At 54.9% G+C, this 26753-nt stretch carries 21 protein-coding genes, 1 tRNA gene and 2 pseudogenes; 10 read left to right on the forward strand and 14 right to left on the reverse strand.

All coding sequences use genetic code 11. The features are described 5' to 3' along the window. Window positions 1-626: 626 nt before the first annotated feature. A pseudogene (locus V3W49_RS19210) lies at window positions 627-1724 on the forward strand (tyrosine-type recombinase/integrase); the annotation flags it as partial. Here V3W49_RS19210 and V3W49_RS19215 read toward each other — a convergent pair. Both V3W49_RS19215 and V3W49_RS19220 read right to left on the reverse strand, forming a co-directional pair. Next, window positions 1725-2246, reverse strand: a pseudogene (locus V3W49_RS19215) (DEAD/DEAH box helicase); the annotation flags it as partial. It abuts the pseudogene before it with no gap. A gap of 1469 nt (window positions 2247-3715) precedes the next feature. Next, complete coding sequence (locus V3W49_RS19220; RefSeq protein WP_500147636.1) at window positions 3716-4345, reverse strand: recombinase family protein; 630 nt, start codon at window positions 4343-4345, stop codon at window positions 3716-3718. 775 nt (window positions 4346-5120) lie between these two features. On the opposite strand from V3W49_RS19220, the gene V3W49_RS19225 reads away from it, so the two are divergent. Further along, a complete protein-coding gene (locus tag V3W49_RS19225; protein ID WP_500147637.1) occupies window positions 5121-5606 on the forward strand; it encodes a PAAR domain-containing protein in 486 nt (161 codons plus the stop codon). An 18-nt stretch (window positions 5607-5624) separates the two neighbouring features. Further along, on the forward strand, window positions 5625-6782 hold the full coding sequence (locus tag V3W49_RS19230; RefSeq protein WP_500147638.1) for a PAAR domain-containing protein: 1158 nt from the start codon (window positions 5625-5627) through the stop codon (window positions 6780-6782). A gap of 755 nt (window positions 6783-7537) precedes the next feature. On the opposite strand, the gene V3W49_RS19235 is transcribed toward V3W49_RS19230, so the two are convergent. The 7 genes from V3W49_RS19235 to xerD form a co-directional block, all read right to left on the reverse strand. Next, window positions 7538-7611, reverse strand: a tRNA-Gly gene (locus V3W49_RS19235). A gap of 84 nt (window positions 7612-7695) precedes the next feature. After that, on the reverse strand, window positions 7696-8427 hold the full coding sequence (actS, locus tag V3W49_RS19240; RefSeq protein ID WP_500147639.1) for an amidase activator ActS: 732 nt from the start codon (window positions 8425-8427) through the stop codon (window positions 7696-7698). Window positions 8428-8540: 113 nt separating this feature from the next. Next, the gene (gene lysS / locus V3W49_RS19245; protein ID WP_500147640.1) at window positions 8541-10058 is read right to left on the reverse strand and encodes a lysine--tRNA ligase; all 1518 of its coding nucleotides are present in this window, start codon (window positions 10056-10058) and stop codon (window positions 8541-8543) included. A gap of 8 nt (window positions 10059-10066) precedes the next feature. Beyond that, window positions 10067-11165 (reverse strand): peptide chain release factor 2 gene (prfB, locus tag V3W49_RS19250; RefSeq protein ID WP_500147641.1). Its coding sequence is split into 2 segments (ribosomal slippage): window positions 10067-11089 and window positions 11091-11165, totalling 1098 coding nucleotides; the frame shifts between segments, so codons are not numbered across the junction. A 102-nt stretch (window positions 11166-11267) separates the two neighbouring features. Then, on the reverse strand, window positions 11268-13001 hold the full coding sequence (gene recJ, locus V3W49_RS19255) for a single-stranded-DNA-specific exonuclease RecJ (RefSeq protein WP_500147642.1): 1734 nt from the start codon (window positions 12999-13001) through the stop codon (window positions 11268-11270). Between the two features lie 3 nt (window positions 13002-13004). After that, on the reverse strand, window positions 13005-13721 hold the full coding sequence (gene dsbC, locus V3W49_RS19260) for a bifunctional protein-disulfide isomerase/oxidoreductase DsbC (RefSeq protein ID WP_500147643.1): 717 nt from the start codon (window positions 13719-13721) through the stop codon (window positions 13005-13007). A 27-nt stretch (window positions 13722-13748) separates the two neighbouring features. Further along, window positions 13749-14645 (reverse strand): site-specific tyrosine recombinase XerD, encoded by an 897-nt coding sequence (gene xerD, locus V3W49_RS19265; RefSeq protein WP_500147644.1) that lies wholly within the window; start codon window positions 14643-14645, stop codon window positions 13749-13751. A gap of 150 nt (window positions 14646-14795) precedes the next feature. Between xerD and fldB the strand changes: the two genes are divergently transcribed. Next, the gene (gene fldB / locus V3W49_RS19270; RefSeq protein WP_500147645.1) at window positions 14796-15317 is read left to right on the forward strand and encodes a flavodoxin FldB; all 522 of its coding nucleotides are present in this window, start codon (window positions 14796-14798) and stop codon (window positions 15315-15317) included. A gap of 37 nt (window positions 15318-15354) precedes the next feature. Here fldB and V3W49_RS19275 read toward each other — a convergent pair whose 3' ends face one another. Both V3W49_RS19275 and sdhE read right to left on the reverse strand, forming a co-directional pair. Continuing rightward, on the reverse strand, window positions 15355-15768 hold the full coding sequence (locus V3W49_RS19275) for a protein YgfX (RefSeq protein ID WP_500147646.1): 414 nt from the start codon (window positions 15766-15768) through the stop codon (window positions 15355-15357). After that, complete coding sequence (sdhE, locus tag V3W49_RS19280; protein ID WP_500147647.1) at window positions 15749-16015, reverse strand: FAD assembly factor SdhE; 267 nt, start codon at window positions 16013-16015, stop codon at window positions 15749-15751. Before sdhE ends, V3W49_RS19275 begins: the two co-directional genes overlap by 20 nt. 259 nt (window positions 16016-16274) lie before the next feature. Between sdhE and ygfZ the strand changes: the two genes are divergently transcribed. Beyond that, entirely contained in the window at window positions 16275-17261 is a 987-nt protein-coding gene (gene ygfZ / locus V3W49_RS19285) for a tRNA-modifying protein YgfZ (RefSeq protein ID WP_500147648.1), read from the forward strand. A gap of 30 nt (window positions 17262-17291) precedes the next feature. Here ygfZ and trhA read toward each other — a convergent pair whose 3' ends face one another. After that, a complete protein-coding gene (trhA, locus tag V3W49_RS19290; protein ID WP_500147649.1) occupies window positions 17292-17945 on the reverse strand; it encodes a PAQR family membrane homeostasis protein TrhA in 654 nt (217 codons plus the stop codon). A 192-nt stretch (window positions 17946-18137) separates the two neighbouring features. Between trhA and V3W49_RS19295 the strand changes: the two genes are divergently transcribed. The 5 genes from V3W49_RS19295 (at window position 18138) to V3W49_RS19315 (ending at window position 22993) form a co-directional block, all read left to right on the forward strand. Beyond that, complete coding sequence (locus tag V3W49_RS19295; RefSeq protein ID WP_500147650.1) at window positions 18138-18737, forward strand: HD domain-containing protein; 600 nt, start codon at window positions 18138-18140, stop codon at window positions 18735-18737. Window positions 18738-18768: 31 nt separating this feature from the next. After that, complete coding sequence (locus V3W49_RS19300; protein ID WP_500147669.1) at window positions 18769-19491, forward strand: MurR/RpiR family transcriptional regulator; 723 nt, start codon at window positions 18769-18771, stop codon at window positions 19489-19491. 172 nt (window positions 19492-19663) lie between these two features. Then, complete coding sequence (locus V3W49_RS19305) at window positions 19664-21097, forward strand: 6-phospho-beta-glucosidase (protein WP_500147651.1); 1434 nt, start codon at window positions 19664-19666, stop codon at window positions 21095-21097. A gap of 195 nt (window positions 21098-21292) precedes the next feature. Then, window positions 21293-22684 (forward strand): cytochrome c peroxidase, encoded by a 1392-nt coding sequence (locus V3W49_RS19310; protein ID WP_500147652.1) that lies wholly within the window; start codon window positions 21293-21295, stop codon window positions 22682-22684. Between the two features lie 120 nt (window positions 22685-22804). Next, window positions 22805-22993 carry a putative motility protein gene (locus V3W49_RS19315; RefSeq protein WP_500147653.1) on the forward strand — a complete coding sequence of 63 codons (189 nt, stop codon included), beginning with the start codon at window positions 22805-22807 and terminating at the stop codon, window positions 22991-22993. Window positions 22994-23031: 38 nt separating this feature from the next. Here the strand turns inward: V3W49_RS19315 and V3W49_RS19320 are convergent, their stop codons facing one another. Continuing rightward, entirely contained in the window at window positions 23032-23775 is a 744-nt protein-coding gene (locus tag V3W49_RS19320) for an SDR family oxidoreductase (protein WP_500147654.1), read from the reverse strand. A 76-nt stretch (window positions 23776-23851) separates the two neighbouring features. Then, complete coding sequence (gene gcvP, locus V3W49_RS19325) at window positions 23852-26725, reverse strand: aminomethyl-transferring glycine dehydrogenase (RefSeq protein ID WP_500147655.1); 2874 nt, start codon at window positions 26723-26725, stop codon at window positions 23852-23854. Window positions 26726-26753: the final 28 nt, after the last annotated feature.

Consider the following 26753-nt stretch of genomic DNA (forward strand, 5'->3'; position numbering starts at 1 on the left):
CATAATGTCACCTGTTTTTGTCTATGAGGCGATGATATCACCTCTGTTCAGGTGGCCAGATTAACTATGCCACTACAAGGGGTTATTTTTGGAGATGACCGGCATTATACGTAGTTAATTTCGACATTGTTGGTTATCCAAGAAAAAATAAGGCTATTTTTTTGTATTATTTGAGACAGTAATTTAAATTGTGTATCTGGACTGACCCCGCCCCGGTATTACTGAGCCCATATCGACGTGTAGCATTATGGGACACCGCGCTAAGTGTGGGTAAGCCTGGGGTTTTAGGGAGATTTTAGAGCCCTGGTGTGGCATAGGGTTCATATTGAACTATCGGGGTATGACCGTAGAACGACCGCCAGCGCTTTGTTAAACGCCCTGATCACTATTCAACAAATCGCGGTAGTCGTCAGGGTAGAACGTAAGAGGGTTCACCTCAGAGCCAGAACCGCCTTTTCTAACCACTGGAAATATAAGGATTTTCAGCTTAATCTAAGCGTAAAAAATCATTGGAGCGGGCGAAGGGAATCGAACCCTCTTTACTAACCCTATGAATTGTGAACCAAAATAAGTAATCGTGGTACTTATCCCGGTAGTTGGTAGCGGTAGATTACAAGGTAATTACCATGCCAATCAAGAAGACTTCTTATCTTTATGCAAACAAGGATGAAATATTCATTTTTCAAATCTATATCCCGGTGTACATGCGCCACTTGTGGGGCGGACGACGCTCTCTCAAGAAATCGACAGGCACGCGGGACATCGTGCAAGCTCGCATTTTCCGTGACCAATACTTATTAGAGTTCCGTAAGCTCCAGCTAATGATGAAACCGGATAACCCCATTAACCGGATTCATTCTGCTATTTCAGATCTTCACTTACTGGCGGGAATATCCAGCGACATTACCGCGCCCGTAACTACTCCAGCAGAACGAGGGAAACCAGCATCACCCAAATTGACAGACGTCAGTAAAGAATATGCGGAGCAATACAAAGCTCGACGCTCTTATTCAACATTGAGTAAATCCGCTCGCGCTGTATCGGCCTTCACTAATTCAATTAAGCGCCCAACCATTACTATAAACGGAATCGGGCGGCGTCTCGTCTCTGACTTTCTGGAAGCGAATCAAGATAAGTTTTCCCGCCAGACGCTGCAAAACTGGCTAACCTGCTTAGGAACGCTGTATGACTTCGCTCGGCGTAAATATGACAATATCGCCCCAGATAATCCCTTTCACGGCCACAATCTGGAAGCCCGCCAGACGAATGAAAGTTATCAACCCTTTGAACCACACCAGCTACAGGCATTAATAAAAGAGGCAGGTAGCGAGATACGAGACGTAATCATAATCGGTTTATATTCCGGTATGCGTCTCGACGAAATCGCCAGTCTCAAACGTACTGAAATCGTCACAATTGAAGGCGTGCGGTGCTTCTACGTCAGCAAATCAAAAACAAAGGCGGGCATAAGGTACGTCCCTGTCCATTCGCTGATATTTGGCATTGTTGATAAATACCTCGCACAGAACAGCGGGGAGTACCTGCTACCCCAAGCCAACAAAATTAAACGTGCGGATGGTAAACGAGGGCCGTGGTATTCGCAGACATTTACCCGCTTACGTCGCCGGGTGCTACCAACGGCCACAGAGCGCCAGTGTTTCCACTCCCTGCGCGGCCACTTCATTACCTGCTTAGACCGGGCTGGTGTACCCGAGCAACGCATAATTGATTCTTCTCAGGGTGACATCATCGCAAATAAGGAAATCGCGGCAGGCTTTGATAAATGCGTTATGCCCGGTTGTCGATTCACGTACCGTATGTTCGCGGGGCTTCAAAACATCATCACCAACGCGAACACCGGGGAAGTTCGGTGGCAGCGGTTCGGCGTACCGGGCTGGCTTCTTGTTCAGCCATTGCTCAATCTCGACGCGTCGGCAGTGAATTGCATCACCGGGCTGGATGACCTGACGGGTGCCAGTGTCAGCGCGGCGCTTGTGCCGCTTGCGACCGATACCGTGCGCCTCTTTCCATTCCCGAAAGGACATAACAGAGCCATCCGCATTGTAAAAATAATCCCCGGAACCAGTGTTAAGCGCAGCCTTCACTGGTCGGCGTTTAACCGGACACTGCTTCGAGTGAGGGACGACTATTCCATCAGCAACCAGTTGTTGCGCATCCGCAATCTCAGTATTCAAGGGGTCAGCATCAGCCGCCTGAGCAAGCAGGCGCTGTAAGTTCGTTGGCATGGTAAAAGCTCCAGAATCAGGAAAAGGTTTTCGTCAGAAGGGAGTCGGCGCAGGCGTCGCCCTTTCCCTTGGTTAGATGCACTTTCAAAAGTAGGCGGTAGTTTCCGCAAGGCTGCGCATCTGATTGCTGCCAGCGGGTTTGTGCCTCTACTGCACTTACTTTCATTTGTCGGCATGAGTGTGTGGTTTTGTGCCTCTGTAATAGATACTTTCATAACGTTACCCCGGAATCTTCCTTCGGATTTCATCAATCACCTGTTGTTGGCCTGCTCTACGTGTAAGTTCTGCGGGATTATATTCAGCTTCGGATTATGTCCCCCAACAAAAACAAAGAATGTCAATTCCGACATTCTAAAATAATTGATCATTTTATTTACTCGCTTGAACCAATACCGAATTATGATTAATTTTCAATCGATTAACTTCCGACAAATCAGCCTCAGCACCATAATTATAAGCAACTGTATTTAAAGAGTAATTATGAAAGTATGTATTACAGTATAGTATCCACAGGATGGTATGCTGTAAGCGAGCAAGGCAGTGAACAAAGAGAACGATAAGCCTTGCGGTGAAGAGGAACGAAGGAACCGACGACAGGCGGAGAGTGAGAGACGATGAACAATGATAGAGAAAATATTCAGAATACAGATAAGAGATATAGAAGATACTACATACAGATAAAAAGAATATATAAGAGCTGAATTAGAATGAACTACACAAGCTACATATTTAATACCGAAATATTACTACCGAATAAAATACAGCACTATTAATTATCCAGAATTACTTAGGTACGGGTCACTATTACTACACCCGTCGGGTTGCCAGTCCGGCAAGCACGATTGCGTGGAGGACCGAGCATCGCAGCGGGCGAAGTCCGGGAATGAGCCAAAGGCGATGGAGCGGGCTGGAGCACTGCAAGAAGCACAGCGCGGGGGTAAAGGAGAGAAGGGGGTGTAGACATAATTGGTTAGGAGTAAAAATCGTTAACATAGCCCAGTGACGCACTCAGCACTGACCGAGGATGTAACCTATTAGCTGTAGATCCCCTCTCCGCCCTCACCCCGGAACTTCTCAAGCGTAGCTCTCGCAGTCAGAAGGTGCCCTCATCCTTGGGCATGGCTGAAGCCCCGCCAGCGTCTTCGGCCACCTTCCGCAGTCGAGTAGAACGAAAATCAATATAAATCATACACATAATTCAATATCAAAAACATAACCATTTGAAATGACTGTAAATAATGTAGGTCATTCATCACCCACAGGACAGCAAAGGCCAGTTGTAGCGCCTCATTCGGCTGTAGGTCATTCAGACACCATCACCCGGCAATCCCATCCGGCAGCAGTAGCACAGCCCCAGACGCAGCATAACGATCTCTGAGGCGATAAATCACTTAGGGCGGGAATCCCACACCCAACAGCTCAAACCCCCGCAGAGAGGCGCACAGATCGCCTCATGGCATCGAACAGCATCACCCTTCGGCGCTGGCGGCAAGCTCGCGCTTGATGCGGTAGAACGTCGCCCGGCTTATCCCGGCTGCTTTCATGATGCGCTCCGGTTTCACGCCCTGCGCCAGCATTTCTCTGACGGTCACACGGGCGGCGGTATCCTTCTGACTCCCACGATAAAGCCCCTCAGCTTTGGCTCGTTCAATGCCCTGTCGCTGACGCTCCCGTCGCGTTTCGTAGTCCACGCGAGCCATTGTAGCGAGGATATCAATCAGCATTGCATTAACGGCTCTCAGGATGCCGCTGGTTAGCTCTGACGCGGTTTCGTTCAGCAACTGCCATGAAGTCGGCAGGTCAACGGCAACGATAACCAACCCCTTGTCCTGAATCCTCTGTTTCAGGGTCGCCCACTCCTTTTGTGTAAGACGACTTAGCCTGTCAATGCTTTCGATAAGCAGGACATCGCCAGCATCCGCATCATCCAGCAGGCGCATCAGTTCCGGGCGCTCCAGTCGCGCACCGCTGGCGTTCTCAATGTATCGCGCAACAGTAGCCCAGCCCCGCTCATTAGCGAAAGACTCCAGCGCAGGAACGGCACGGTCGGCGTGCTGTTCTGCGGTAGATGCCCTCGCGTACAGACGGACATTAATCATGACTCCCCTCCAAGTCGCAACGAAGTATCACATCGAGACACGGATGAGATCACACCTCAAATGTCTAGTCAACAGGGTATTAAATTAATTTGATTGCGACTCTGACAGCGCATCCCAATCCGGTATACCCGAATGAGACAGACACAGCCCGCAGCAGAAACAGCATCACGGAATGCAACGCCCCATGACCATAGCCACACAGACAGCCATACAGCCAATCACAGCCACGTAGACAGCACGATACCCCAACCCTACCCAATCCACACTACCCATTACACAGAATCGCTTAGAATGGCTTACAGCGCGTTACAGCAATACACAGCCAGACAGAGCATGAAAGGCAAGCATCCCAGCAAATAAAGGTAAGCCAGCCAGCGCGGCAGGCCATACGGGGGAATTGGGGGCCATTGAAGTTGAGGCAGGCCCACGTACAAACATTCAATTTTTCAAGCCGGGGATTTAGCTACAGGCTAACGGTAGAATGCGGCTTGTAGAGGGTTGTGCGCACATCCCCAGTACAACCGCATTACTTCATGCGCACAAGTCCCTGAGAGCCGCTTGGGGTGGGTGTTTCATCGCTGTAATTTACAGAGGCAGTAATGCCCAGCTCTTCTAACTAGTACAAATACACCGGGACATTCGAGGAGGACTACCCCCCCCCCCTTTACTGGTTGTTACAAAACGTAATTTCGCTTAAGTCTAATACTTGTTGCTCATGTGGTCATTGTTTGTAAAATAGCCACTGAAATTATTTCCATAGCAAGTAGAGGGACTTATGAAGCAATACACCAATGAACTTACCCCATCCGTGCTCGCATCGTTCAAGAATCCATTTAGCGCAGAGCAACTGGCAAACGCGGACGAAGAACAACGCCAGATTTTCAGATCCCATGTTGAAGAAATGAAAGACCGTTCTTTAATGGCAATTTGGCGTTTTGCCACTACTGGATCGCTCACCCAAAACGGTGGGAAAATTGAGAAAGCCAGCGCCAACGACTCATTTACTCTTGAAGACGGGAGCGAGGTTAACCGGGCAATGGTGGGTGATTACGTTGTTTATCCTGACGGAACACGCGCAAAAATCATCAACGGGTCAGGGTCAGTCAATACAAACGGCAACGGCCTTTCTTATGCTCTCGTAGGAAGTCAGCTTGATAACGGTGATGTGATCATCAGCACCCCACAAGATTATGCTCTCCTGTGCCAGTTAGACAATAGCCCTGCAATGCCAGCCGATTTTCTCACTCCTGCGGCACTCTAAAAATAAGGGTTTCAAAAAATGGCTACAGGCTTTTGGGTTGTGAAAGGCGATAAAACAACATGCGGGGGATCAGTACTAACCGGACACCCGAAAGGGAAGCAGATTGGCCCGAATCTAAACAGACAGGCAACAGTAGGCTGCCAGGTATCCTGCGGTAAACACCCTGGTATTTACAGCGTGGCAGGTGGATACCCTGGAGAGTACATTCACGGGCAGTTAGCCGCGAGTACGATCTATAGCCGTTCAACCTGCCCATGCAAGGCTTTTTTCATCGCCACCCATACTTTTATGAAACATGGCCCTTATCAAACTCCGGTGCGAGCAACATCCACATCAGCGGCAGCAAAAGCCGCACCTGATTCAGTACAAGAACCAGAGCAGCACGCACAAGTAGCGAAGAAGCAAAACAGCTTTGCTGACACCTGCAAGCCAGAAGATAACCATCTATTGAACGGCGTTTACATCTGGACAGAAATCACCGATGCAGGACACGCTTTCGTTTCGGTGCATGAAAATAACTCGATCTACGTATACACCTACGGGCGCTTTGGTAGGAAAGGCCCCGCTACATTAACGGGTGATGGGATTCTTAACTTCCTAACTGGCGATGATGCTCGTCTTTACTACCGCGAAGAACTCTACAAATACCAAGCGAGAGTATTCCAGATCGATGACGTTACACCTGAGGAAACCCGCAGGATTTTTGAATCTCTATGGAACTCCGGTAAAACACCAGTTTTCACGGATGCGATGGGAGATCGTACCAAACGGCGCGGAAAGGTGATTGACGTTTATGATCTAACTGGTAGCAACTGCACAACCCACACAGTGCAAGTGATCAGAGAAGCAGGGACTAAAATCTTCGATACCAGTTACACATCAACAACAACGCAACTTCGTATCGACAATGAAGAAGATTTCACTATTCCCGTATCTTTGCAGCGTTACTTGATGGAGAAGAGCGGCGATCTGTCCTCAATGAACGTTATGGAAGTTACCAACGCATTTAGAGAACAGTATCCGAACATAGAACACTTCAAGCTGAACTCTGAAAGCCTCACAGGACAAGTGGAGGAAGGGCTTGCTAACAGTGCGTCAGCGATTGGATCATCTTCGGGTTATTCTGGTGGCACGATTGGCGGCGTTTTAGGTGGTTCGTATGACATTGACGAATAGGACAAAGGCTATCCTTCGATGGGGAGGCATTGCTTTAGTATTCGCCATCTACTCTATCGCCTTGATGATACCAGTGCTTGATTTTGGACTAACCCGGAAATACAACGGCCCCCCTTCAACAGGTCAGATGGAAGCCCGTTTATGTGAAGCGATCATAGATGACTTATCGCGGTCAGCGGATAACCTCTTAATTACTGCATTTGTCGGTAGCGCCATTTGCCTTGTTTTGGCCTTGCTTATCTTCAAGAAAGTGAGATGACCGCCAAGGCTGGATCTCTCCAGCCTTGCCCCATTCTCCCTGATTTTAGGCATAACAAACCTAATGCCCGATTGGTGATACAACATCAAGCGGAGCGGCGCGACATCATCCGGGGTTATGTCATTACAACGTGGCTTATCAGGGCGCTCGTGTATCGCTAAGGAACCGTGAGCCAAACGGAGACAGAGCCTGCATATCGTTTGCAGGTACGAAATCACCATAAACCTGTTTATTCCCTGCAACGTCATCTCGACGTGTGGCATAAGGGAGCATCGGGCAAAATGTGCCTCGCTGTAAGTTTCAGGGAATCATGCCGGATGTGCGGCTTTCAGTTCATGTTGGGCTATCGCGGTATGACCAGTGGAACGACCGCCAGCGCTTTGCTAAACTCCCTATTCACCGTTCAACAAATCGCGGCAACTATCAGGGTAAATAGCGGTACTTTGGTCACATTACCTTAGAGCTAACTCATTGAGTTACAAGGCTTTTAAAGGGCTGGAGCGGGCGAAGGGAATCGAACCCTCGTATAGAGCTTGGGAAGCTCTCGTTCTACCATTGAACTACGCCCGCATCGGGAGTGCGTAACGCATTATAGACCTTCCCTTTCCTCTGGCAACCCCCTGTTCCGTTAAGTGCTGGTATTTTAAGCGCAGGTCAGCACGAAGGCGGCAGATAGCGCTGAGGGTCGATGGCGGTGGCACGATAGCGGATCTGAAAATGCAGTCCCACCTGGCTGGCGCCGCTGCTGCCCATAGTGGCGATCTGCTGCCCGGCTTTCACCTGCTGGCCCTCTGTTACCAGAATGCGTTCATTATGGCCATAAGCGGTAATGTAGTCTTCGCCATGCTTGAGCAGAATCAGATTACCGTATCCGCGCAGGCGGTTACCGGCATAGACCACTTTACCAGCTCCTGCGGCATAGACAGGCGCGCCGCGCTGGCCGCCGATATCGATACCTTTATTCCCTCCCTGGGCGCTGGAGAACGGCAGTATCACTTTGCCCTGGGCTGGCCAGCGCCAGCAGCGCGAGCCTGCCGGCGGCGGCGTAGCCTTCGCCACAGCGCCGCTGGAGGTTTTACGGGACGAGGTTTTAGCGGTACGGGTGGCTTTCGACGCCACGGCACCGCCTTTCAGGCGCAGCTTTTGTCCAACAGCCAGGGTATAAGGGGGGGCAAGATTATTCAGGCGGGCCAGCTCTTTCACGCTGCTGCCGCTGCTGTAGGCAATGCGCCACAGAGTATCACCGCGTTTCACCGTCCAGGTTTGGCCGCTGTAGCTGCCCTGCTCCGGCAGGGATTTATTCGAAGAACAGGCGGTCAGCAGCAGGCTGAGGCACAAGCACAGCATACTGAAAAGTCGGGTGGTTAGCGGGCGTCCCCTGCTCAAATCTCGTCCTCTCGGCCTGAATCTTAAACGACCGCTATATTAGCATCGCCCGCAGCCAGAAACAAAAACGCCCTCCACATTGGGAAGGCGTTTGCGCACGTTATATCAATGCATTACTTCTGCGGGCGCATCGCCGGGAACAGGATGACATCGCGGATGGTGTGGCTGTTGGTAAACAGCATCACCATACGGTCAATACCGATGCCCAGACCGGCAGTCGGCGGCAGGCCATGCTCCAGCGCGGTGACGTAATCTTCATCAAAGAACATCGCTTCATCGTCGCCCGCATCCTTCGCCGCGACCTGGTCGGCAAAGCGCTGCGCCTGATCTTCCGCGTCATTCAGCTCCGAGAAGCCGTTGCCGATTTCACGGCCGCCGATGAAAAACTCAAAGCGGTCGGTGATTTCCGGATTCTGGTCGTTACGGCGCGCCAGCGGAGAGACTTCCGCCGGATATTCGGTGATAAAGGTCGGCTGAATCAGATGGCTTTCCGCCACCTCTTCGAAGATCTCGGTCACAGTGCGGCCCAGGCCCCAGCTCTTCTCCACCTTGATGCCAATGCTTTCGGCAATCGCTTTCGCTTTATCGAAATCATCGAGATCGGCCATCTCCGTTTCCGGACGATACTTCTTGATGGCTTCGCGCATGGTCAGCTTCTCGAACGGCTTACCGAAATCGAAGGTTTCCTCGCCGTAAACCACCTGAGTGGTGCCCAGTACATCCTGCGCCAGCTGGCGGAACAGCGATTCGGTCAGCTCAATCAGATCTTTGTAATCCGCGTAGGCCATATAGAGTTCCATCATGGTGAACTCAGGGTTATGGCGCACGGAAACGCCCTCGTTACGGAAGTTACGGTTGATTTCAAACACCCGCTCGAAGCCGCCGACCACCAGACGCTTAAGGTACAGCTCTGGCGCGATACGCAGGTACATATCGATATCCAGCGCATTATGGTGAGTCACAAACGGACGCGCGGAAGCACCGCCCGGAATCACCTGCATCATCGGGGTTTCCACTTCCATAAAGCCACGATCCACCATGAACTGGCGAATGCCGGACAGGATCTGAGAACGAACGCGGAAGGTCTGGCGTGACTCTTCGTTAGCGATCAGATCCAGATAGCGCTGGCGGTAGCGGGTTTCCTGATCCGCCAGACCGTGGAATTTATCCGGCAACGGACGCAGGGCTTTGGTCAGCAGGCGCAATTCGCTGCAATGGATGGAAAGTTCGCCGGTTTTGGTTTTAAACAGCTTACCGCGAGCGGCGATAATATCGCCCAGATCCCACTTTTTGAACTGCTCGTTATAAACGCCTTCGGCCAGGGAGTCGCGCGCCACATAAAGCTGAATGCGGCCGCCCATATCCTGCAGCGTAACGAAAGAGGCTTTACCCATGATGCGGCGGGTCATCATGCGCCCGGCCAGGCTCACTTCGATGTTCAGCGCTTCCAGCTCTTCGTTCTGTTTTTCGTCGTAGTCTCGATGCAGCTCATCGGAAGTGTGGTCACGGCGGAAATCGTTAGGAAAAGCCACGCCCTGACCGCGCAGAGTAGCCAGCTTCTCACGACGGTTTTGTAGTTCGTTATTAAGCTCGGCCGCCGCTTCAGTGCCCTGAGGCTGTTGTTCTGACATAGTGGTTTTTATAACCCCGCTTTCAAACTTGCTTCAATAAATTTATCCAGAGAGCCGTCCAGCACCGCCTGGGTGTTGCGCGTCTCGACACCGGTACGCAGATCCTTAATGCGCGAATCGTCCAGCACGTAGGAGCGAATCTGGCTCCCCCAGCCGATATCAGACTTGGTGTCTTCCATCGCCTGTTTTTCAGCATTCTTTTTCTGCATTTCCAGCTCATAAAGCTTCGCTTTCATCTGCTTCATGGCCTGGTCTTTGTTCTTGTGCTGCGAGCGATCGTTCTGGCACTGCGTCACCAGCCCCGTGGGGATATGGGTGATACGCACCGCCGATTCAGTACGGTTAACGTGCTGGCCGCCTGCGCCAGAGGCACGGTAAACGTCGATACGCAGATCGGCCGGGTTAATTTCGATATCGATATCGTCATCCACTTCCGGGTAGACAAACGCGGAGCTGAATGAGGTATGGCGGCGGCCGCCGGAGTCGAACGGGCTCTTACGTACCAGGCGGTGAACTCCGGTTTCGGTGCGCAGCCAGCCGTAGGCATAATCACCAGCGATGCGGATAGTCGCAGATTTAATACCGGCGACCTCGCCTTCCGACTCTTCAATGATTTCGGTCTTAAAGCCTTTATCTTCCGCCCAACGCAGATACATGCGCAGCAGCATGCTGGCCCAGTCCTGGGCTTCGGTGCCGCCAGAGCCGGCCTGGATATCCAGATAGCAGTCGGCGCCGTCGTATTCTCCAGAAAACATACGGCGGAACTCCAGCTGACCGAGTTTAACTTCCAGCTGATCCAGTTCGGCGACGGCTTCGTTGAAGGTCTCTTCATCTTCTGCCTCAACGGCCAGCTCCAGCAGACCTTCCACGTCTTCCAGGCCCTGACTCATCTGGTCAAGGGTCTCAACGACCGCCTCCAGAGAAGAGCGCTCTTTACCCAGAGCCTGGGCGCGTTCGGGTTCGTTCCAGACGTCTGGCTGTTCCAGCTCGGCGTTTACTTCTTCAAGACGCTCTTTTCTGGCATCGTAGTCAAAGATACCCCCTAAGAACGTCGGCACGTTCACTGAGGTCCTGGATGCGGTTTTTTACCGGATTAATTTCAAACATGGGTCGTCAATCTTTTTAGTGAAAAGTGTTCAGAAATAAGGGAGCAAGTCTACCGGATTCGGCGCGGCTTTTATAGTTCCGTCGCGCCGATGGAGCACTCCCTCACAACGGCCAGAGCGTATCGATAAGCAACTGTACCGAGCGATTACCGCGGAACTCGTTAACATCAAGTTTATAGGCCAGTATCACTTCACGCACGCCGTTATCCGGCCAGAGGGCGGTATCGACGTTAAACGCGATACCGTCCAGCAGCGGGCCGCCGCCAACCGGTTCCACCATCACTTTCAGGTGGCGTTCGCCAACGATGCGCTGCGAGAGCAGGCGAAATTTTCCGTCGAACAACGGCTCCGGAAACATCTGCCCCCAGGGACCGGCATCGCGCAGCAGCTCCGCCATTTCCAGCGTCATCTCCTGCGAAGAGAGCGGGCCGTCGCTCCAGACTTCGCCCTGGAGCATCGCCGGATCGATCCATTCACTGACCAGTGCCGCAAAGCGTTCGCGAAACTCCTCGAAGCGGGCTTCTTCCAGCGACAGACCTGCCGCCATGGCGTGGCCGCCAAACTTCATCATCAGACCTGGATGCAGGGTATCCAGACGTTCCAGGGCATCACGCATATGCAGTCCCTGTACCGAACGACCGGAACCTTTCAGAGTGCCGTCGCCCGCAGGCGCGAATGCAATAACCGGGCGGTGGAAACGCTCTTTGATTCTGGAGGCCAGTATCCCCACCACCCCCTGATGCCATTCCTGATGATAGAGCGCCAGCCCGGCGGGCAGCGAATCACTGTTTCGGCTCAGGGATTCACACAGCGCCATGGCCTCGGCCTGCATCCCCTGCTCTATCTCTTTACGGGTCTGATTCAGCCCGTCCAGCTCGTTGGCCAGCATCCGGGCTTCGCCCAGACTATCGCTCATCAGCAATGCCACACCGACTGACATATCGTCCAGTCGGCCAGCGGCGTTCAGGCGCGGCCCCAGAGCGAACCCCAGATCGCTGGCATTCAGGCGCTTAGGATCGCGGTTCGCCACCTCCAGCAGCGCGCGAATGCCCGGACGACAGTGCCCGGCGCGAATACGGCTCAACCCCTGCCAGGTCAGAATTCGGTTATTGGCGTCGAGCGGCACCACATCCGCCACGGTTCCCAGCGCCACCAGATCGAGATATTCCGCCAGATTGGGGATCGCCACCCTCTGCTGTTCAAACCAGCCGCAATCGCGCAGGTGTGCACGCAGCGCCAGCATCAGATAAAAGGCGACACCCACCCCCGCCAGCGATTTCGACGGGAAGTCGCAGTCCGCCAGGTTAGGGTTAATAATGGCGTCAGCCGCTGGCAGAATATCGCCCGGCAGGTGGTGATCGGTCACCAGCACCGGCAGCCCCAGCTCGTGAGCCCGAGCCACGCCGCTATGGGATGAAATGCCGTTATCCACGGTCACTATCATCTGCGCGCCGCGGGCGTGAGCCTGATCCACAACCTCCGGGCTCAGGCCGTAACCATCTTCAAAACGATTCGGCACCAGGTAACTTACCCGTTTGCCGCCAAACGCACGCAGCGCAAGAACGCTCAGAGCGGTACTGGTAGCGCCATCGGCGTCGAAGTCCCCCACCACCACAATATGCAGATTATCGGTGAGCGCCTGATGCAGCAGTTTTACCGCCTGCGCCATACCGTTAAGCTGCTGCCATGGCAGCAGCCCCTTCGCGCTACGTTCCAGATCCGCCATACTGCGCACGCCGCGGCTGGCGTATAGCCGCTGCAGCAACGGCGGTACCTGCGCCGGGAAAACAATAGAAGCATCCGGCTCCCGGCGCCGAAGTTGCGTTTGCTGTTTCACCCGTTACTGCCCGCCCGCCGTCAGCTTCTTGTGCTGATCCAGGAACGCCTTCAGCTCTTTCGGCCCCTGGTATCCCGGAATCAGCGTGCCGTCGCTCAACACCATCGCCGGCGTGCCCTGAACCCCAAACTGAACGCCCAGTGCGTAATGCTGAGTCAGGTCAATATCACAGCTGGCGGAAGCCGCTTTTCCGCCTTTCATCGCGCTGTCAAAGGCCTTACGCGGATCGCTGGCGCACCAGATGCTCTTCATATCGCGTTCGGCCTGACTCTGGGGCCCCTGACGCGGGAAGGCGAGATAGCGCACCGTAATGCCCAGCGCGTTATAGTCGCTCATCTCTTCATGCAGCTTGCGGCAGTAGCCGCAGGTGATATCGGTGAACACCGTTATCACATACTGCTCTTTCGGCGCCTTATAGACGATCATCTCTTTACTCAGGGTGTTCAGCTTGCCCATCAGCATTTTATTGGTCACGTTAACCGGCTGACCTCCGCTCACATCATAGAGCGGTCCCTGTAGCAGGTGTTTACCGTCTTCGGTGATATAGAGCACGCCACTGTTGGTTAATATGGTTTTCAGGCCGGCCACCGGCGCATCCTTGATATCCGCCTGCCCCATACCCAGCTTGCTCAGGGTCTGTTTAATGGCGGCGTCATCGGCGTGGGCGGTGCCGGCTACGCTTGCCGCCAGCAGCGAAAAGAGAACAAAACCTTTTTTCATCAATAATCCTTTGTCGTGTTGGAGCACTCACGCCCGCGGGTGGTGCTGTTGATGCAGCTGACGTAAACGCTCGGTCGCCACATGAGTATAAATCTGGGTGGTGGAGAGATCGCTGTGCCCCAGCAGCATCTGTACCACGCGTAAATCCGCCCCGTGATTAAGCAGGTGGGTCGCGAACGCATGGCGCAGCACATGAGGCGATAGCTTATCACCGTCGATTCCCGCCAGCGTGGCATAATGTTTAATTCGGTGCCAGAAAGTCTGGCGCGTCATCTGACGCCCGCGCTGGCTGGGAAACAGCACGTCGCTGGTCTGGCCGTTTAACAGCCAGGGGCGGCCGTGGGTCAGATAATTTTCCAGCCACCATACCGACTCTTCGCCCAGCGGCACCAGGCGTTCCTTATTGCCCTTACCTATTACCCGAACCACGCCCTGGCGCAGGCTGACGTCGCTAAGCTGTAGGCCAACCAGTTCAGAAACCCGCAGGCCGGTCGCGTAAAGCAGCTCCAGCATCGCTTTGTCACGCAGCTCCAGCGGATTATCCACCAGCGGCGCCTGAAGCAGACGTTCCACCTGTGCTTCGCTCAAATCTTTGGGTAAACGCTGGGGAAGTTTCGGCGACGAAAGCAGCGCGCTGGGATCGTCCGAACGTAATTTTTCGCGATAGAGATACTGAAACAGGCGGCGCAGCGCGCTTAGCAGACGGGCAGAGCTGGTGGCCTTGTAGCCGCCTTCCACCCGTTCGGCCAGCAACGCCTGGAGCTCCGGCGCGCCAGCGCTCTGCAAATCGCTTCCCTGATGATGCAGCCAGGCGACCACCGTTTTCAGATCGCGACGATAGGCGCTGAGCGTATTCTCCGCCAGACTGCGCTCCAGCCAGAGCGCGTCGAGAAACTGTTCAATACGGGCTAAATCCTGTTCCACTTTTGGCTCTCTTTTATACGCAGACCTGCATTATACCCAAATTTAAGCGCTATGCAGGTTCGTGGCTGAGTCGGCTGAAGGATAAATCATCACTGACAGAATCTGATACACTGGCGCTCAGGTACGTTGAATAACTGAGTAGTCATCGCTATGAATATCGGCCTTTTTTACGGCTCCAGCACCTGCTATACCGAAATGGCGGCGGAAAAAATCCGCGATGTCATCGGCCCTGAACTGGTTACCCTGCATAATCTGAAGGACGACGCTCCGGCGCTAATGGAGCAGTACGATGTGCTGATCCTCGGCATTCCTACCTGGGACTTTGGTGAAATTCAGGAGGACTGGGAGGCCATCTGGGGCCAGCTTGATAGCCTGAATCTGCAGGGCAAAATTGTGGCCCTGTATGGCATGGGCGATCAGCTGGGCTACGGGGAATGGTTCCTGGACGCGCTGGGTATGCTGCATGACAAGCTGGCCCCTAAAGGGGTGGATTTCATTGGCTACTGGCCGACCGAAGGCTATGAATTTACCAGCCCTAAGCCCATTATCGCCGACGGCCAGCTGTTTGTGGGGCTGGCGCTGGATGAAACCAATCAGTATGACCTGAGTGATGAACGCATCCAGGCCTGGTGCGAGCAGATTCTGGGGGAGATAGCGGAACGGCTCGCCTGATTGAGCAGCGGCGAACGCTCCGCCCGCCTCCTGCACATTAATCGTTCCGCGAACGGCGGGAGCGCAACAGACGGCGCAGACTGCGCCACTCTTCTTCCCGCAGACAATCCGACGCCAGCCATAGCAGTTGGCGCTTCCGGGTTTCCGGGCACTTAAGCCGCAGCAGCATGCCGCCGGGTAGCGACAGTGGACTGCCAGAAAGCGCCCAGGCTCTGCCTTGCCACTTAAGGCGGTCATCGTCAAGCAGCACCAGTTCGCCCTGACGGGCGTGAATGCGTCGCTGACTACGCACGCAGTCAAACACCACCAGAGCTATCAACAGTAGCCAGACCGGCATATAGCTCAAAGGCCATGGCAGGAGCAGAATGGCGATCGCAGCTATTCCGTGCGCCAGCAAAGAGAGCCACTGCGCCTGCCAGGAAACCCGAAGATCACATTGCCACAGGACCACGTTCCCGGTTCCGCTGCTGAATCAACCGTACCATACGCAGTAATTCCGCATCCGCGGGTTCACCGTGATTCATCAACCAGTTGAAAAGGTCAGGATCATCACACTCCAGCAGGCGAACGAACAGCTGTTTGTCGGTATCGCTGAGGGTGTCGTATTCGTATTCAAAGAAGGGCATGATGGAGATATCCAGTTCACGCATGCCGCGGCGACAAGCCCAGTGGATTCGGGCTTTATTATTGATATCCATACTCTCTTACCTGCTTAACAGACAGTTGGGTGACGGCAGCTAGTGTAACTGTTTTTTTGCAATTTCCATTACTGAATGTTGCACCCTGCGCTGAATTTCCGTGAAATATTTCATCGGGACGTCTGTTTTTACATCACGTTGCGCCCTGGATCGTTGTTTCTGCAAACGGCACAAATCGCGCTATCAAAGCGCTTGCATTGGCAGGCGGCTCTTTTACCATTAGGTGATATTCATCACGAGTCAACTTTGGGACTTTGCTATGGCTTTCAATCCGTTTCCTCCCCGTCAACCCGGCGCCAGCGCACGCCTGCCCCTTACGCTGATGACCCTTGACGACTGGGGCCTGGCGACCGTTACCGGGCCGGACAGCGAAAAGTATCTGCAGGGGCAGGTCACTGCGGATGTCTCCCTGATGACGGAAAACCAGCACTTACTGGTAGCGCACTGCGATCCTAAAGGAAAAATGTGGAGCAATCTGCGCCTGCTTCGTCGCAATGGCGGCTTTGCTTTTATTGAACGTCGTAGCGTGCGCGATGCACAGCTCGCCGCGCTGAAGAAATACGCGGTCTTCTCTAAAGTGACCATTGAAGCGGACGACGAAGCCGTGCTGCTGGGCGTGGCCGGCTTCCAGGCACGTTCAGCACTGGCCAACCTGTTTGACCAGCTTCCGGATGCCGACACGCCGCTGGTTAACGATGGGGCGACCCAACTGATGTGGCTGCCGTGGCCTGCGGAGCGTTTCCTGGTCGTCACCGACGTTGCCGGAGCCGAGCGGCTGACGGAAGCGCTACGCGGCGAAGCCCAGCTTAACAATAGTGACCAGTGGCTGGCGCTGAACATCGAAGGCGGCCTGCCGGTTATCGACAGCGCCAACAGCGAGCAGTTTATTCCTCAGGCCACCAACCTGCAGGTAATGGGCGGCATCAGCTTTAAAAAAGGCTGCTATACCGGCCAGGAAATGGTGGCGCGCGCGAAGTTCCGCGGCGCCAACAAACGCGCGCTGTGGCTGTTGGAAGGCCAGGCCGGTCGGGTGCCGGAAGCCGGTGAAAGCATGGAACTGAAGATGGGCGAAAACTGGCGTCGTACCGGTACCGTGCTGGCAGCCGTACGTCTGGATGATGGCCGCCTGCTGGTACAGGTAGTCATGAATAATGATATGGAAGAAGGAAGCCTGTTCCGGGTTCATGGGGACGAAGGCGGCGAACTGGCGATCGCTCCCCTGCCCTACACGCTGGATGAAGAGTGATAATCCTGCCCCCTTTACCGGGGGCAGCCATCAACCGACATAGAGATAAATCGCCAGAAAGTGGCAAACGCTGCCCCCCAGCACAAAACCGTGCCAGATGGCGTGGTTATAAGGAATGCGGCGGCAAACGTAGAAGATAACGCCCAGCGAATAGACCAGGCCGCCTACCGCCAGTAGTGTAACGCCCCCTGGCGATAGCCTGATGGCCAGTTGATAAATCACTATCAGCGACAGCCAGCCCATCACCAGGTAGGTGATGACCGACAGTATTTTAAAGCGGTGGGCAATGGTGAGTTTGAACAGAATCCCCAGTAGCGCCAGGCTCCAGATAACAATCATCAAACCGTGAGCCAGTGGGGAATCCAGGCCTACCAGTAGAAACGGCGTATAGGTTCCGGCAATCAACAGATAAATAGCGCAGTGGTCGAATTTCTTCAGCCAGCGCTTAGCGCGCTCATGAGGAATAGCATGATAGAGCGTAGAAGCAAGAAACAGCAGTATCATGCTGCCGCCATACAGGCTGTAGCTGGTGATGGCGGTCGCGCCGGCGTTAGCGTCAGTCGCCTGTACCAGCAGCAACACCAGTCCGACTACGCCGAAGACCAGACCTATACCGTGGCTAACGCTATTGGCAATCTCCTCAGCCAGCGAGTATCCCTGAGCGATCAGTGGTTTTCGGGCCATACGAGTTGCAACTCCGTGGAGGTAATGACGAAAAAAATTAGCGATCCCAGCATAACCGCAAACAATTCCAGCGAACAACTGTTAGCTCAAAATAATTGTGTGACCGCCTGTAACTGCCCGCGCTGTACATCGCGTAGCCACGCATTTTCCTTTACAATCAGAACATTGTAGCCCCGAACCGGAGACCCTGAAATGACCGCCACCCTCACCCCCGATGCCCTGCACCAGGTTATCGCCTTTCTTATGGAGCTGGATAAGCTCAAACAGGTGGAGCGGCGAACCCGGCTTATCGGCAACAGCCGCCGCGAAAATTCCGCCGAGCACAGCTGGCATCTGGCGATGGGTGCCCTGAGCCTGCAACCGTTCGCGCCGCAGGGGGTCGATATCGGTCGGGTCGTGAAAATGGCGTTGCTGCACGATATCGTGGAGATCGATGTGGGGGACGTGCTGGTTTACGACCTGGCGGGCCGTGAAGCGGTGGAAGAGCAGGAGGCCCGGGCCGCCGAACGTCTTTTCGGATTAATGCCTCAACCTATGGCGAACGAATTCCTGCGGCTCTGGCAGGAATACGAAGCGGGTGAAAGTCTGGATGCCCGTTTTGCCGGCGCCCTGGATCGCATCCTGCCGGTGTTGCAGAATCTGCATAATGAAGGCCGCAGCTGGCTGGAAAATAACATTGCGCTGGAGCAGGTTATACAGCGCAACGCCCACGTGGCCGACACGCTGCCCGAGCTGTGGCGCTATGTGGAAGGCCAGCTTCAGATTGCTAAGCAGAAAGGCTGGCTGCGTTAAGGCCGCCGCAAGAGGAATAGCCACCGTGTCGATGTTCACCCATGCCGCCATCGCCAGCCTCAATAATCTTGAGATGACGGTCTACCACTTTGTCATTAAAAATCGCGACCAGGTGATGTACATGACCATCCGCGAGCTGGCGGAAGCGGCGGGGGTTTCCACCACTACGGTGCTGCGCTTCTGCCGCAAGCTAAACTGCGACGGCTATTCCGAATTCCGTATCCGCTTTAAGCTCTGGCTGGAACAAAACATCCCACAGCCGGATATATTCGCCGCTGGTGAAATCATCCGCTATTTTAATGGTATCAACACTGCGGAATTCGATGCCCAGCTCGATCGCGCCGCAGAGATTATTCTTGCTTCCGATCGTATTATTTTCGTCGGCGTGGGTACTTCCGGCGCCATGGCGAAATATGGCGCCCGCTACTTTTCTAATGTGGGAAAATTCAGTAATCATATTGACGATCCTTATTTCCCGATTACCAGCGATATGGCCCGTAACGCGCTGGCCATCGTGCTGTCGGTATCCGGCGAAACCGAAGAGATTCTGCGCTTCGCCAGCCAGTTCAATCTGCATCATTGTAAAGTACTCTCCATCACCAGCCATAATAGTTCACGGCTGGCGAAGCTGGCCGATTTTAATATCTCGTGGCACATCCCCCAGACCCGTCTGGACGGCGGTTATGACATCACCACCCAGATCCCGGTTATCTATATCCTGGAATCGCTTGGCCGCCGCCTGGTCAGAAAATAGCGAATAAAAAAACAGGGTGTTTTTTATAAGTAACATGTCACTTTCCCTGCTATTTGTTATATCGTGACTTTTTATTTTCCTTTGTTAGACTCAGCCTCAACATCAATAATCAGGCAGTTCTATCGCCTTATTATTTAATCATATTTACGGTATCTGAAAGAGAATGGCGAATATGAAAAAACTGACCCTTGCGAAAGACTTCCTGTGGGGCGGCGCGGTCGCTGCGCACCAGGTGGAAGGCGGCTGGAATAAAGGCGGAAAAGGGCCGAGCATCTGCGATGTGCTGACCGGCGGCGCCCACGGCATCCCCCGGGAAATCACTCAGTCCGTCGAGCCAGGAAAATACTACCCCAACCACGAAGCCGTCGACTTTTACGGCCGCTATAAAGAAGACGTCAAGCTGTTCGCCGAGATGGGCTTCAAATGCTTCCGCACCTCTATCGCCTGGACCCGCATCTTCCCGAAAGGCGACGAGCAGGAACCAAACGAAGAAGGTCTGCAGTTCTACGACGCCCTGTTCGATGAGCTGCTGAAATACAATATCGAGCCGGTAGTAACCCTTTCCCACTTTGAAATGCCGCTGCATCTGGTACAGCAGTATGGCGCCTGGACTAACCGTAAAGTGGTGGATTTCTTCGTGAATTTCGCCCGGGTGGTGTTTGAACGCTACCAACACAAAGTTAAGTACTGGATGACCTTTAACGAGATCAATAACCAGCGTAACTGGCGGGCACCGCTGTTCGGATACTGCTGTTCCGGCGTGGTCTATACCGAACATGAGAATCCGGAACAGACCATGTACCAGGTGATGCATCACCAGTTTGTGGCCAGCGCCATGGCGGTGAAGATTGGCCACCAGATCAATCCAGAGATGAAAATTGGCTGCATGCTGGCTATGGTGCCGCTCTATCCGTTCTCCTGCAAACCGGAAGACGTAATGTTCGCCCAGGAGTCAATGCGTGAACGCTACGTATTTACCGACGTTCAGCTACGCGGATACTACCCTTCCTACGTCCTGAACGAATGGCAGCGTCGCGGCTTTGACATTCAGATGACGCCGGACGACGGGCAAATCCTGCGTGAAGGCTGCTGCGACTATCTGGGCTTCAGCTACTACATGACCAATGCCGTACAGGCGGAAGGCGGCAGCGGCGACGCGCTTTCCGGCTTCCAGGGCAGCGTGCCTAACCCCCATGTAAAAGCCTCTGACTGGGGCTGGCAGATTGATCCTGTGGGCCTGCGCTACGCGCTGTGCGAACTATGGGAACGCTATCAGAAGCCGCTGTTTATCGTGGAAAACGGATTCGGCGCGGTGGATACCCCGGAAGCGGACGGCACCATCAACGATGATTATCGTATCGATTACCTGCGCGCCCACGTGGAGGAGATGAAAAAGGCCGTCACTTACGATGGCGTGGAGCTTATGGGCTACACGCCCTGGGGCTGTATCGACTGCGTCTCTTTCACCACCGGCCAGTATGATAAGCGCTACGGCTTTATCTACGTGAACAAGCACGACGACGGCAGCGGCGATATGTCCCGCTCCCGTAAGAAGAGCTTTTACTGGTATCAGCAGGTGATATCCAGCAACGGCGAAACGCTGTAATTCCTGCGCCGCGCCCGCCAGAGCGCGGCGTTATCCATACGTCTGTTACTCATTCGCTAAAAGCTATCACAGCGATAGACGTAACCAGTCATTCTTCTTGATACTTATCAATCCTCTTCCCTTCGCAGACCACCACTATGATCCTGCCGGTTTTCGGTACGGCGCTTTATTTGCCACTGAAGGGATAACAGGACAATGAAAAAAATAACCAAAATCGGGACAGGGTTGTTGGCTGTCGTCGCCGTCTGCTACTTTGGTCTGGTGGGTTATGTCTGGCAGCACGACAAACAGCGCAGCGCCGCAGCACTGCCGGAGAAATCCGCCTCAAAGCTCAATAACCGCGTACTGGGGATTATGCGTGAAAAGGGCTGCGACTACTGCCATACAATATCTTCCGACCTGCCGTTTTACGCCTCGCTGCCCATCGCCAGACAGCTGATGGAATACGATATGGCGCTGGGTTACAAATCCTTTAGCCTGGAGCCGGTTAAGCATAGCCTGCTGGAGGATAGCCCTGCGCCTCAGACCGATCTCAGTAAAATTGAGTGGGTTATGGAGCATCAGACCATGCCGCCGACCCGCTATACCGCACTGCACTGGGCAGGCAGTTTCAGCGATAGCGAACGCGCCACCATGCTCGAATGGGTGAAGGATCAGCGCCTGAAATATTACGCTACGCCGGATATGGCGCAGTCGCGCCGTAATGAACCAGTCCAGCCTGTACCGCGTTCGCTGCCGGTTGACGGGAAAAAGGTGGCCCTGGGTTTTCGTCTGTATCACGATCCGCGCCTGTCCGGTGATAACTCCATCTCCTGCGCGCACTGCCACCAGTTGGGCGCGGGCGGCGTGGATGGCAGAAAGACGTCGCTCGGGGTCAGAAACCAGGTCGGCCCCATCAACGCACCTACCGTCTTTAACGCGATCTTTAACGTCGAACAGTTCTGGGACGGTCGCGCCGCCACGCTCCGGGCCCAGGCCGGCGGGCCACCGCTTAACCCTGTTGAGATGGCTTCTGAATCCTGGCAGCAGATTATCGACAAGCTCAACCAGGACAGCAACTTCACCCGCGAATTCAGCGCCGTTTATCCGCAGGGGCTCAGCGGCGCCACCATCACCGATGCCATCGCCGAGTTTGAAAAAACGCTGATCACGCCGGACTCTCCGTTCGACCGCTATCTACGCGGCGACGATAATGCCCTGACGACGCAGCAAAAACGCGGGTGGCAGCTATTTAAAGACAACAAATGCGCCACCTGCCACACCGGTATAATTCTGGGGGGACGCTCGTTCGAGCCGCTGGGACTGAAGCGCGATTTCACCTTCGGGACAGTTACCGACGCCGATGTGGGCAGGATGAACGTGACGCACGAAGTGCGCGATCGGCTACGCCAGAAAGTACCGACGCTGCGCAACGTAGCGCTGACCGCTCCTTACTTCCATCGTGGTGATGTCGCTACGCTGGATGAAGCCGTGAAGCTCATGCTGCGCTATCAGGTGGGGACATCATTACCCCAGAAGGATGTGGATGATATTGTCGCATTCCTGGAAAGTCTGACCGGGGTTTATACGCCTTACCCCATGCCGTAACGTATTCCCTCGCCGGGGGGACTGATAGCGATAAAGTTTTATCCAGTCCGCCCCGATAATAGTGATAACGGGTAGCCGTATTGACCGGTTATCACTTCTGTTCACGACGAGGAAACCATTATGGATGTCGCTCAGATTGATTCTATGTCGGCCACGCTCGATCAGATGCAGCTACGCACCGGAATCGGCAATACCGTGCTCAAAAAAGCCATAAATTCGCAGTCCGATACTGCGCTCACCCTGCTGGAATCCGTGCCTTCACTACCATCGAACCCGGCAATTGGCCGCAACGTTAACGTGACGGCCTAATCATAACCGGGGCGCCCGCGCCCCGCTGAAGGAAAGCGCTATTTTCCTCCGGCCAGCTCAATAAAACTGCCGGTAACATACGAGGCGCTGTCGCTTAGCAGCCATGCGATAGCCTGTGCCACCTCTTCTGGCTGGCCGCCGCGCTGCATCGGCAGCGACGCCTTAACCCGATCCACTCGCCCCGGCTCGCCGCCATCGCCGTGCATATCGGTATAGATAAAACCGGGACGCACGCCGTTGACCCGAATGCCCTGCCCTGCGACCTCCAGCGACAGGCCGGTGGTCAGGGTGTCCATGGCTCCTTTAGAGGCGGCATAGTCGACGTACTCCCCGGGGGCTCCCAGCCGCGCCGCCGCGGAAGAGACATTAACGATAGCCCCACCTGCCCCGCCGTGGCGGTGGGACATGCGCTTTACCGCTTCGCGGCAGCACAGAAAGGTGCCGGTCACGTTGGTCGCCAGCACCCGGTTGATCCGTTCGGCATCCAGTTGTTCAAGCGTCGCCTGGCGAAATAAAATCCCGGCGTTATTCACCAGCGCGCTGAGCGGCAGGCCCCTTTGATCCAGCTGTTCAAACATCGTCACCACCTGCCGCTCGTCGGCAATATCGGCCTGTACCGCGAAGGCGCTACCGCCTGCGTCGGCGATCTCTTCGACCACCTGACAGGCCGCCGCTTCATTGCGTAGGTAGTTTACCGCCACGCAGTATCCCTGACGGGCCAGCAACAGCGCGGTGGCCCGCCCAATTCCCCGGCTGGCGCCGGTCACCAGTGCCAGTGTCATAGGTTATTCCTCTGCAGATGTGCGAACATTTCCCCCTCACCCTGGCCCTCTCCCCGAGGGGAGAGGGAACTTTAGATTACTGATATTCGCTGATGGGTACACAGGAACAGAACAGATTGCGGTCGCCGTAAACGTCATCCAGGCGTTTCACCGTCGGCCAGTATTTATTCTGCTGCCCGGCCGGGAATACCGCCAGCTCCCGGCTGTAAGGGTGGTTCCACTCGCTCACCAGCTCCTGCTGGACATGCGGCGCGTTGACCAGCGGGTTATCCTCCAGCGGCCACTCGCCGTCCGCCACCCGGTCGATTTCGCGACGAATGGTCAGCATAGCCTCGATAAAGCGATCCAGCTCCATTTTACTTTCCGATTCTGTCGGCTCCACCATCAGCGTGCCCGCCACCGGGAAGGACATGGTCGGCGCATGGAAACCGTAATCGATAAGACGCTTGGCAATATCCATCTCACTGATACCGGTCTGCTCTTTCAGCGGACGAATATCCAGGATACATTCGTGGGCAACCCGACCATCGCGCCCGGTATAGAGTACCGGATAGGCCGACTTCAGGCGGCTGGCGATGTAGTTGGCGTTCAGAATCGCCACCTGGCTCGCCATCTTCAGGCCCTGGGCACCCATCATCCGGATATACATCCAGCTGATAGGCAGAATCGATGCGCTGCCGAATGGCGCTGCCGACACGGCCCCCTGAGTGGTCAGCGTTCCTTCGATCTGCACCACGCTGTGGCCTGGCACGAACGGTGCCAGATGCGCTTTCACGCCGATGGGCCCCATTCCTGGGCCACCACCGCCATGCGGAATGCAGAAAGTTTTGTGCAGGTTCAGGTGCGATACGTCGGCGCCAATGTGTCCCGGACTGGTGATCCCTACCTGAGCGTTCATGTTGGCACCATCCAGATAGACCTGGCCGCCAAACTGATGCACGACCTCACACACTTCGCGAATCGTCTCTTCATACACTCCGTGGGTGGAAGGATAAGTCACCATGATGCAGGAGAGTTTCTCCCCCGCCTGTTCCGCCTTCGTCCGCAGATCCGCCAGATCGATATTACCCTGCTTATCACAGGCCACCACCACCACCTGCATACCCGCCATTTGCGCAGAGGCTGGGTTGGTGCCGTGGGCGGAACTCGGAATCAGGCAGATATCGCGCCCGCTTTCGTTGCGGCTGGCGTGATAGCGACGAATCGCCAGCAGACCAGCATATTCCCCCTGGGCGCCGGAGTTCGGCTGCATGCAAAGCGCATCGTAACCGGTCAGCTTCACCAGCCACTCGGAAAGCTGGCCGATCATCAGCTGATAGCCTTCCGCCTGTTCCGGCGGACAAAAAGGATGCAGGCTGGCGAATTCCGGCCAGGTGATCGGGATCATCTCCGCCGCAGCGTTCAGCTTCATGGTGCAGGAGCCCAGCGGGATCATCGCCTGGTTAAGGGCCAGATCCTTACGCTCCAGGCTGTGCATGTAGCGCATCATCTCGGTTTCGCTGTGGTAGCGATTAAAGTTGGGATGGATCAGGATTTCGTCATCGCGCAGCATAGCCTGCGGCACGGAGCGACTGTCGAGCGCCACCTCTTTATCCAGCGCGTCAATCTCAAGCCCATGATCGTCACCGGTCAGCACGCTGAACAGATCGAGCACGTCCTGACGGGTGGTAGTTTCATCCAGAGTAATGCCTACCGCGCCCGGAATATCGCTGCGCAGGTTGATTTCGCGCTGCTCCGCCCGGGCCAGAACGCCCGCCTTATCTGCCACTTCAACGCACAGGGTATCGAACCAGCTTTCGTGACGCAGCGTTAATCCTTTCGCCTTCAACCCGGCGGCCAGAATATCGGTGAAGCGGTGGATTCGGTTCGCGATGCGCTTCAGCCCCTGTGGGCCGTGCCACACGGCGTAGAAACCGGCGATATTGGCCAGCAGCACCTGCGAGGTGCAAATGTTGGAGTTCGCTTTCTCACGGCGGATATGCTGCTCGCGGGTCTGCATCGCCATACGTAACGCGGTCTGGCCGGATGCATCGCGGGATACGCCGATAATACGTCCTGGCATGGAACGTTTGAATTCATCGCGGGCGGCGAAGAAGGCCGCATGCGGGCCACCGTAGCCCATCGGCACCCCAAAGCGCTGGGCGGAACCAAAGGCAATATCCGCGCCCTGTTTACCGGGGGCGGTCAGCAGTACCAGCGCCATCAGATCGGCGGCGACGCTAACGATAATCTTGCGGCTCTTCAGTTCGGCGATAAGATCGCCATAGTCGTGAACTTCACCGGTGGTGCCTACCTGCTGGAGCAGCACGCCAAACAGATCCTGGTGTTCAGCCGCGCGCCGGGCCTCGTCGACGATCACCTCAAAACCGAAGGTTTCGGCACGGGTACGAACCACATCCAGAGTCTGGGGATGCACGTCCGCCGCCACAAAGAAACGGTTAGCGCCCTTTAGCTTGCTGGCGCGCTTCGCCATTGCCATAGCTTCAGCGGCAGCGGTCGCTTCATCCAGCAGAGAAGCCGAGGCGATATCCAGCCCGGTAAGATCCAGCGTTAACTGCTGGAAATTCAGCAGCGCCTCCAGGCGGCCCTGAGAGACTTCCGGCTGATACGGCGTATAAGCGGTATACCAGCCCGGATTTTCCAGCATATTGCGTAGAATCACCGGCGGCGTATGCACGGCGGCATAGCCCATGCCAATCCAGGATTTAAAACATTTATTACGGCAGGCGATGGCTTTCAGCTCCGCCAGCGCCTGGTATTCAGTTGCCGCCCCGGAGGTATCGGGCGGTTCGGCCAGCTGAATATCCGCTGGCACTATCTGCGCAATCAGCGCGTCCAGAGAGTCGGCTCCCACCACATCCAGCATCTGCTTACGCTGTTCGGAGGAAGGGCCAATATGCCTGTCGATAAAGGCTTCACTGTTTTCCAGTTGGCTTAGAATCTGAGTCATGAGCTGTGCTTCCGGGTCGCAAAGGGCA

It is taken from the genome of Rosenbergiella sp. YN46, assembly GCF_036620675.1.
Classification (GTDB): domain Bacteria; phylum Pseudomonadota; class Gammaproteobacteria; order Enterobacterales; family Enterobacteriaceae; genus Jejubacter.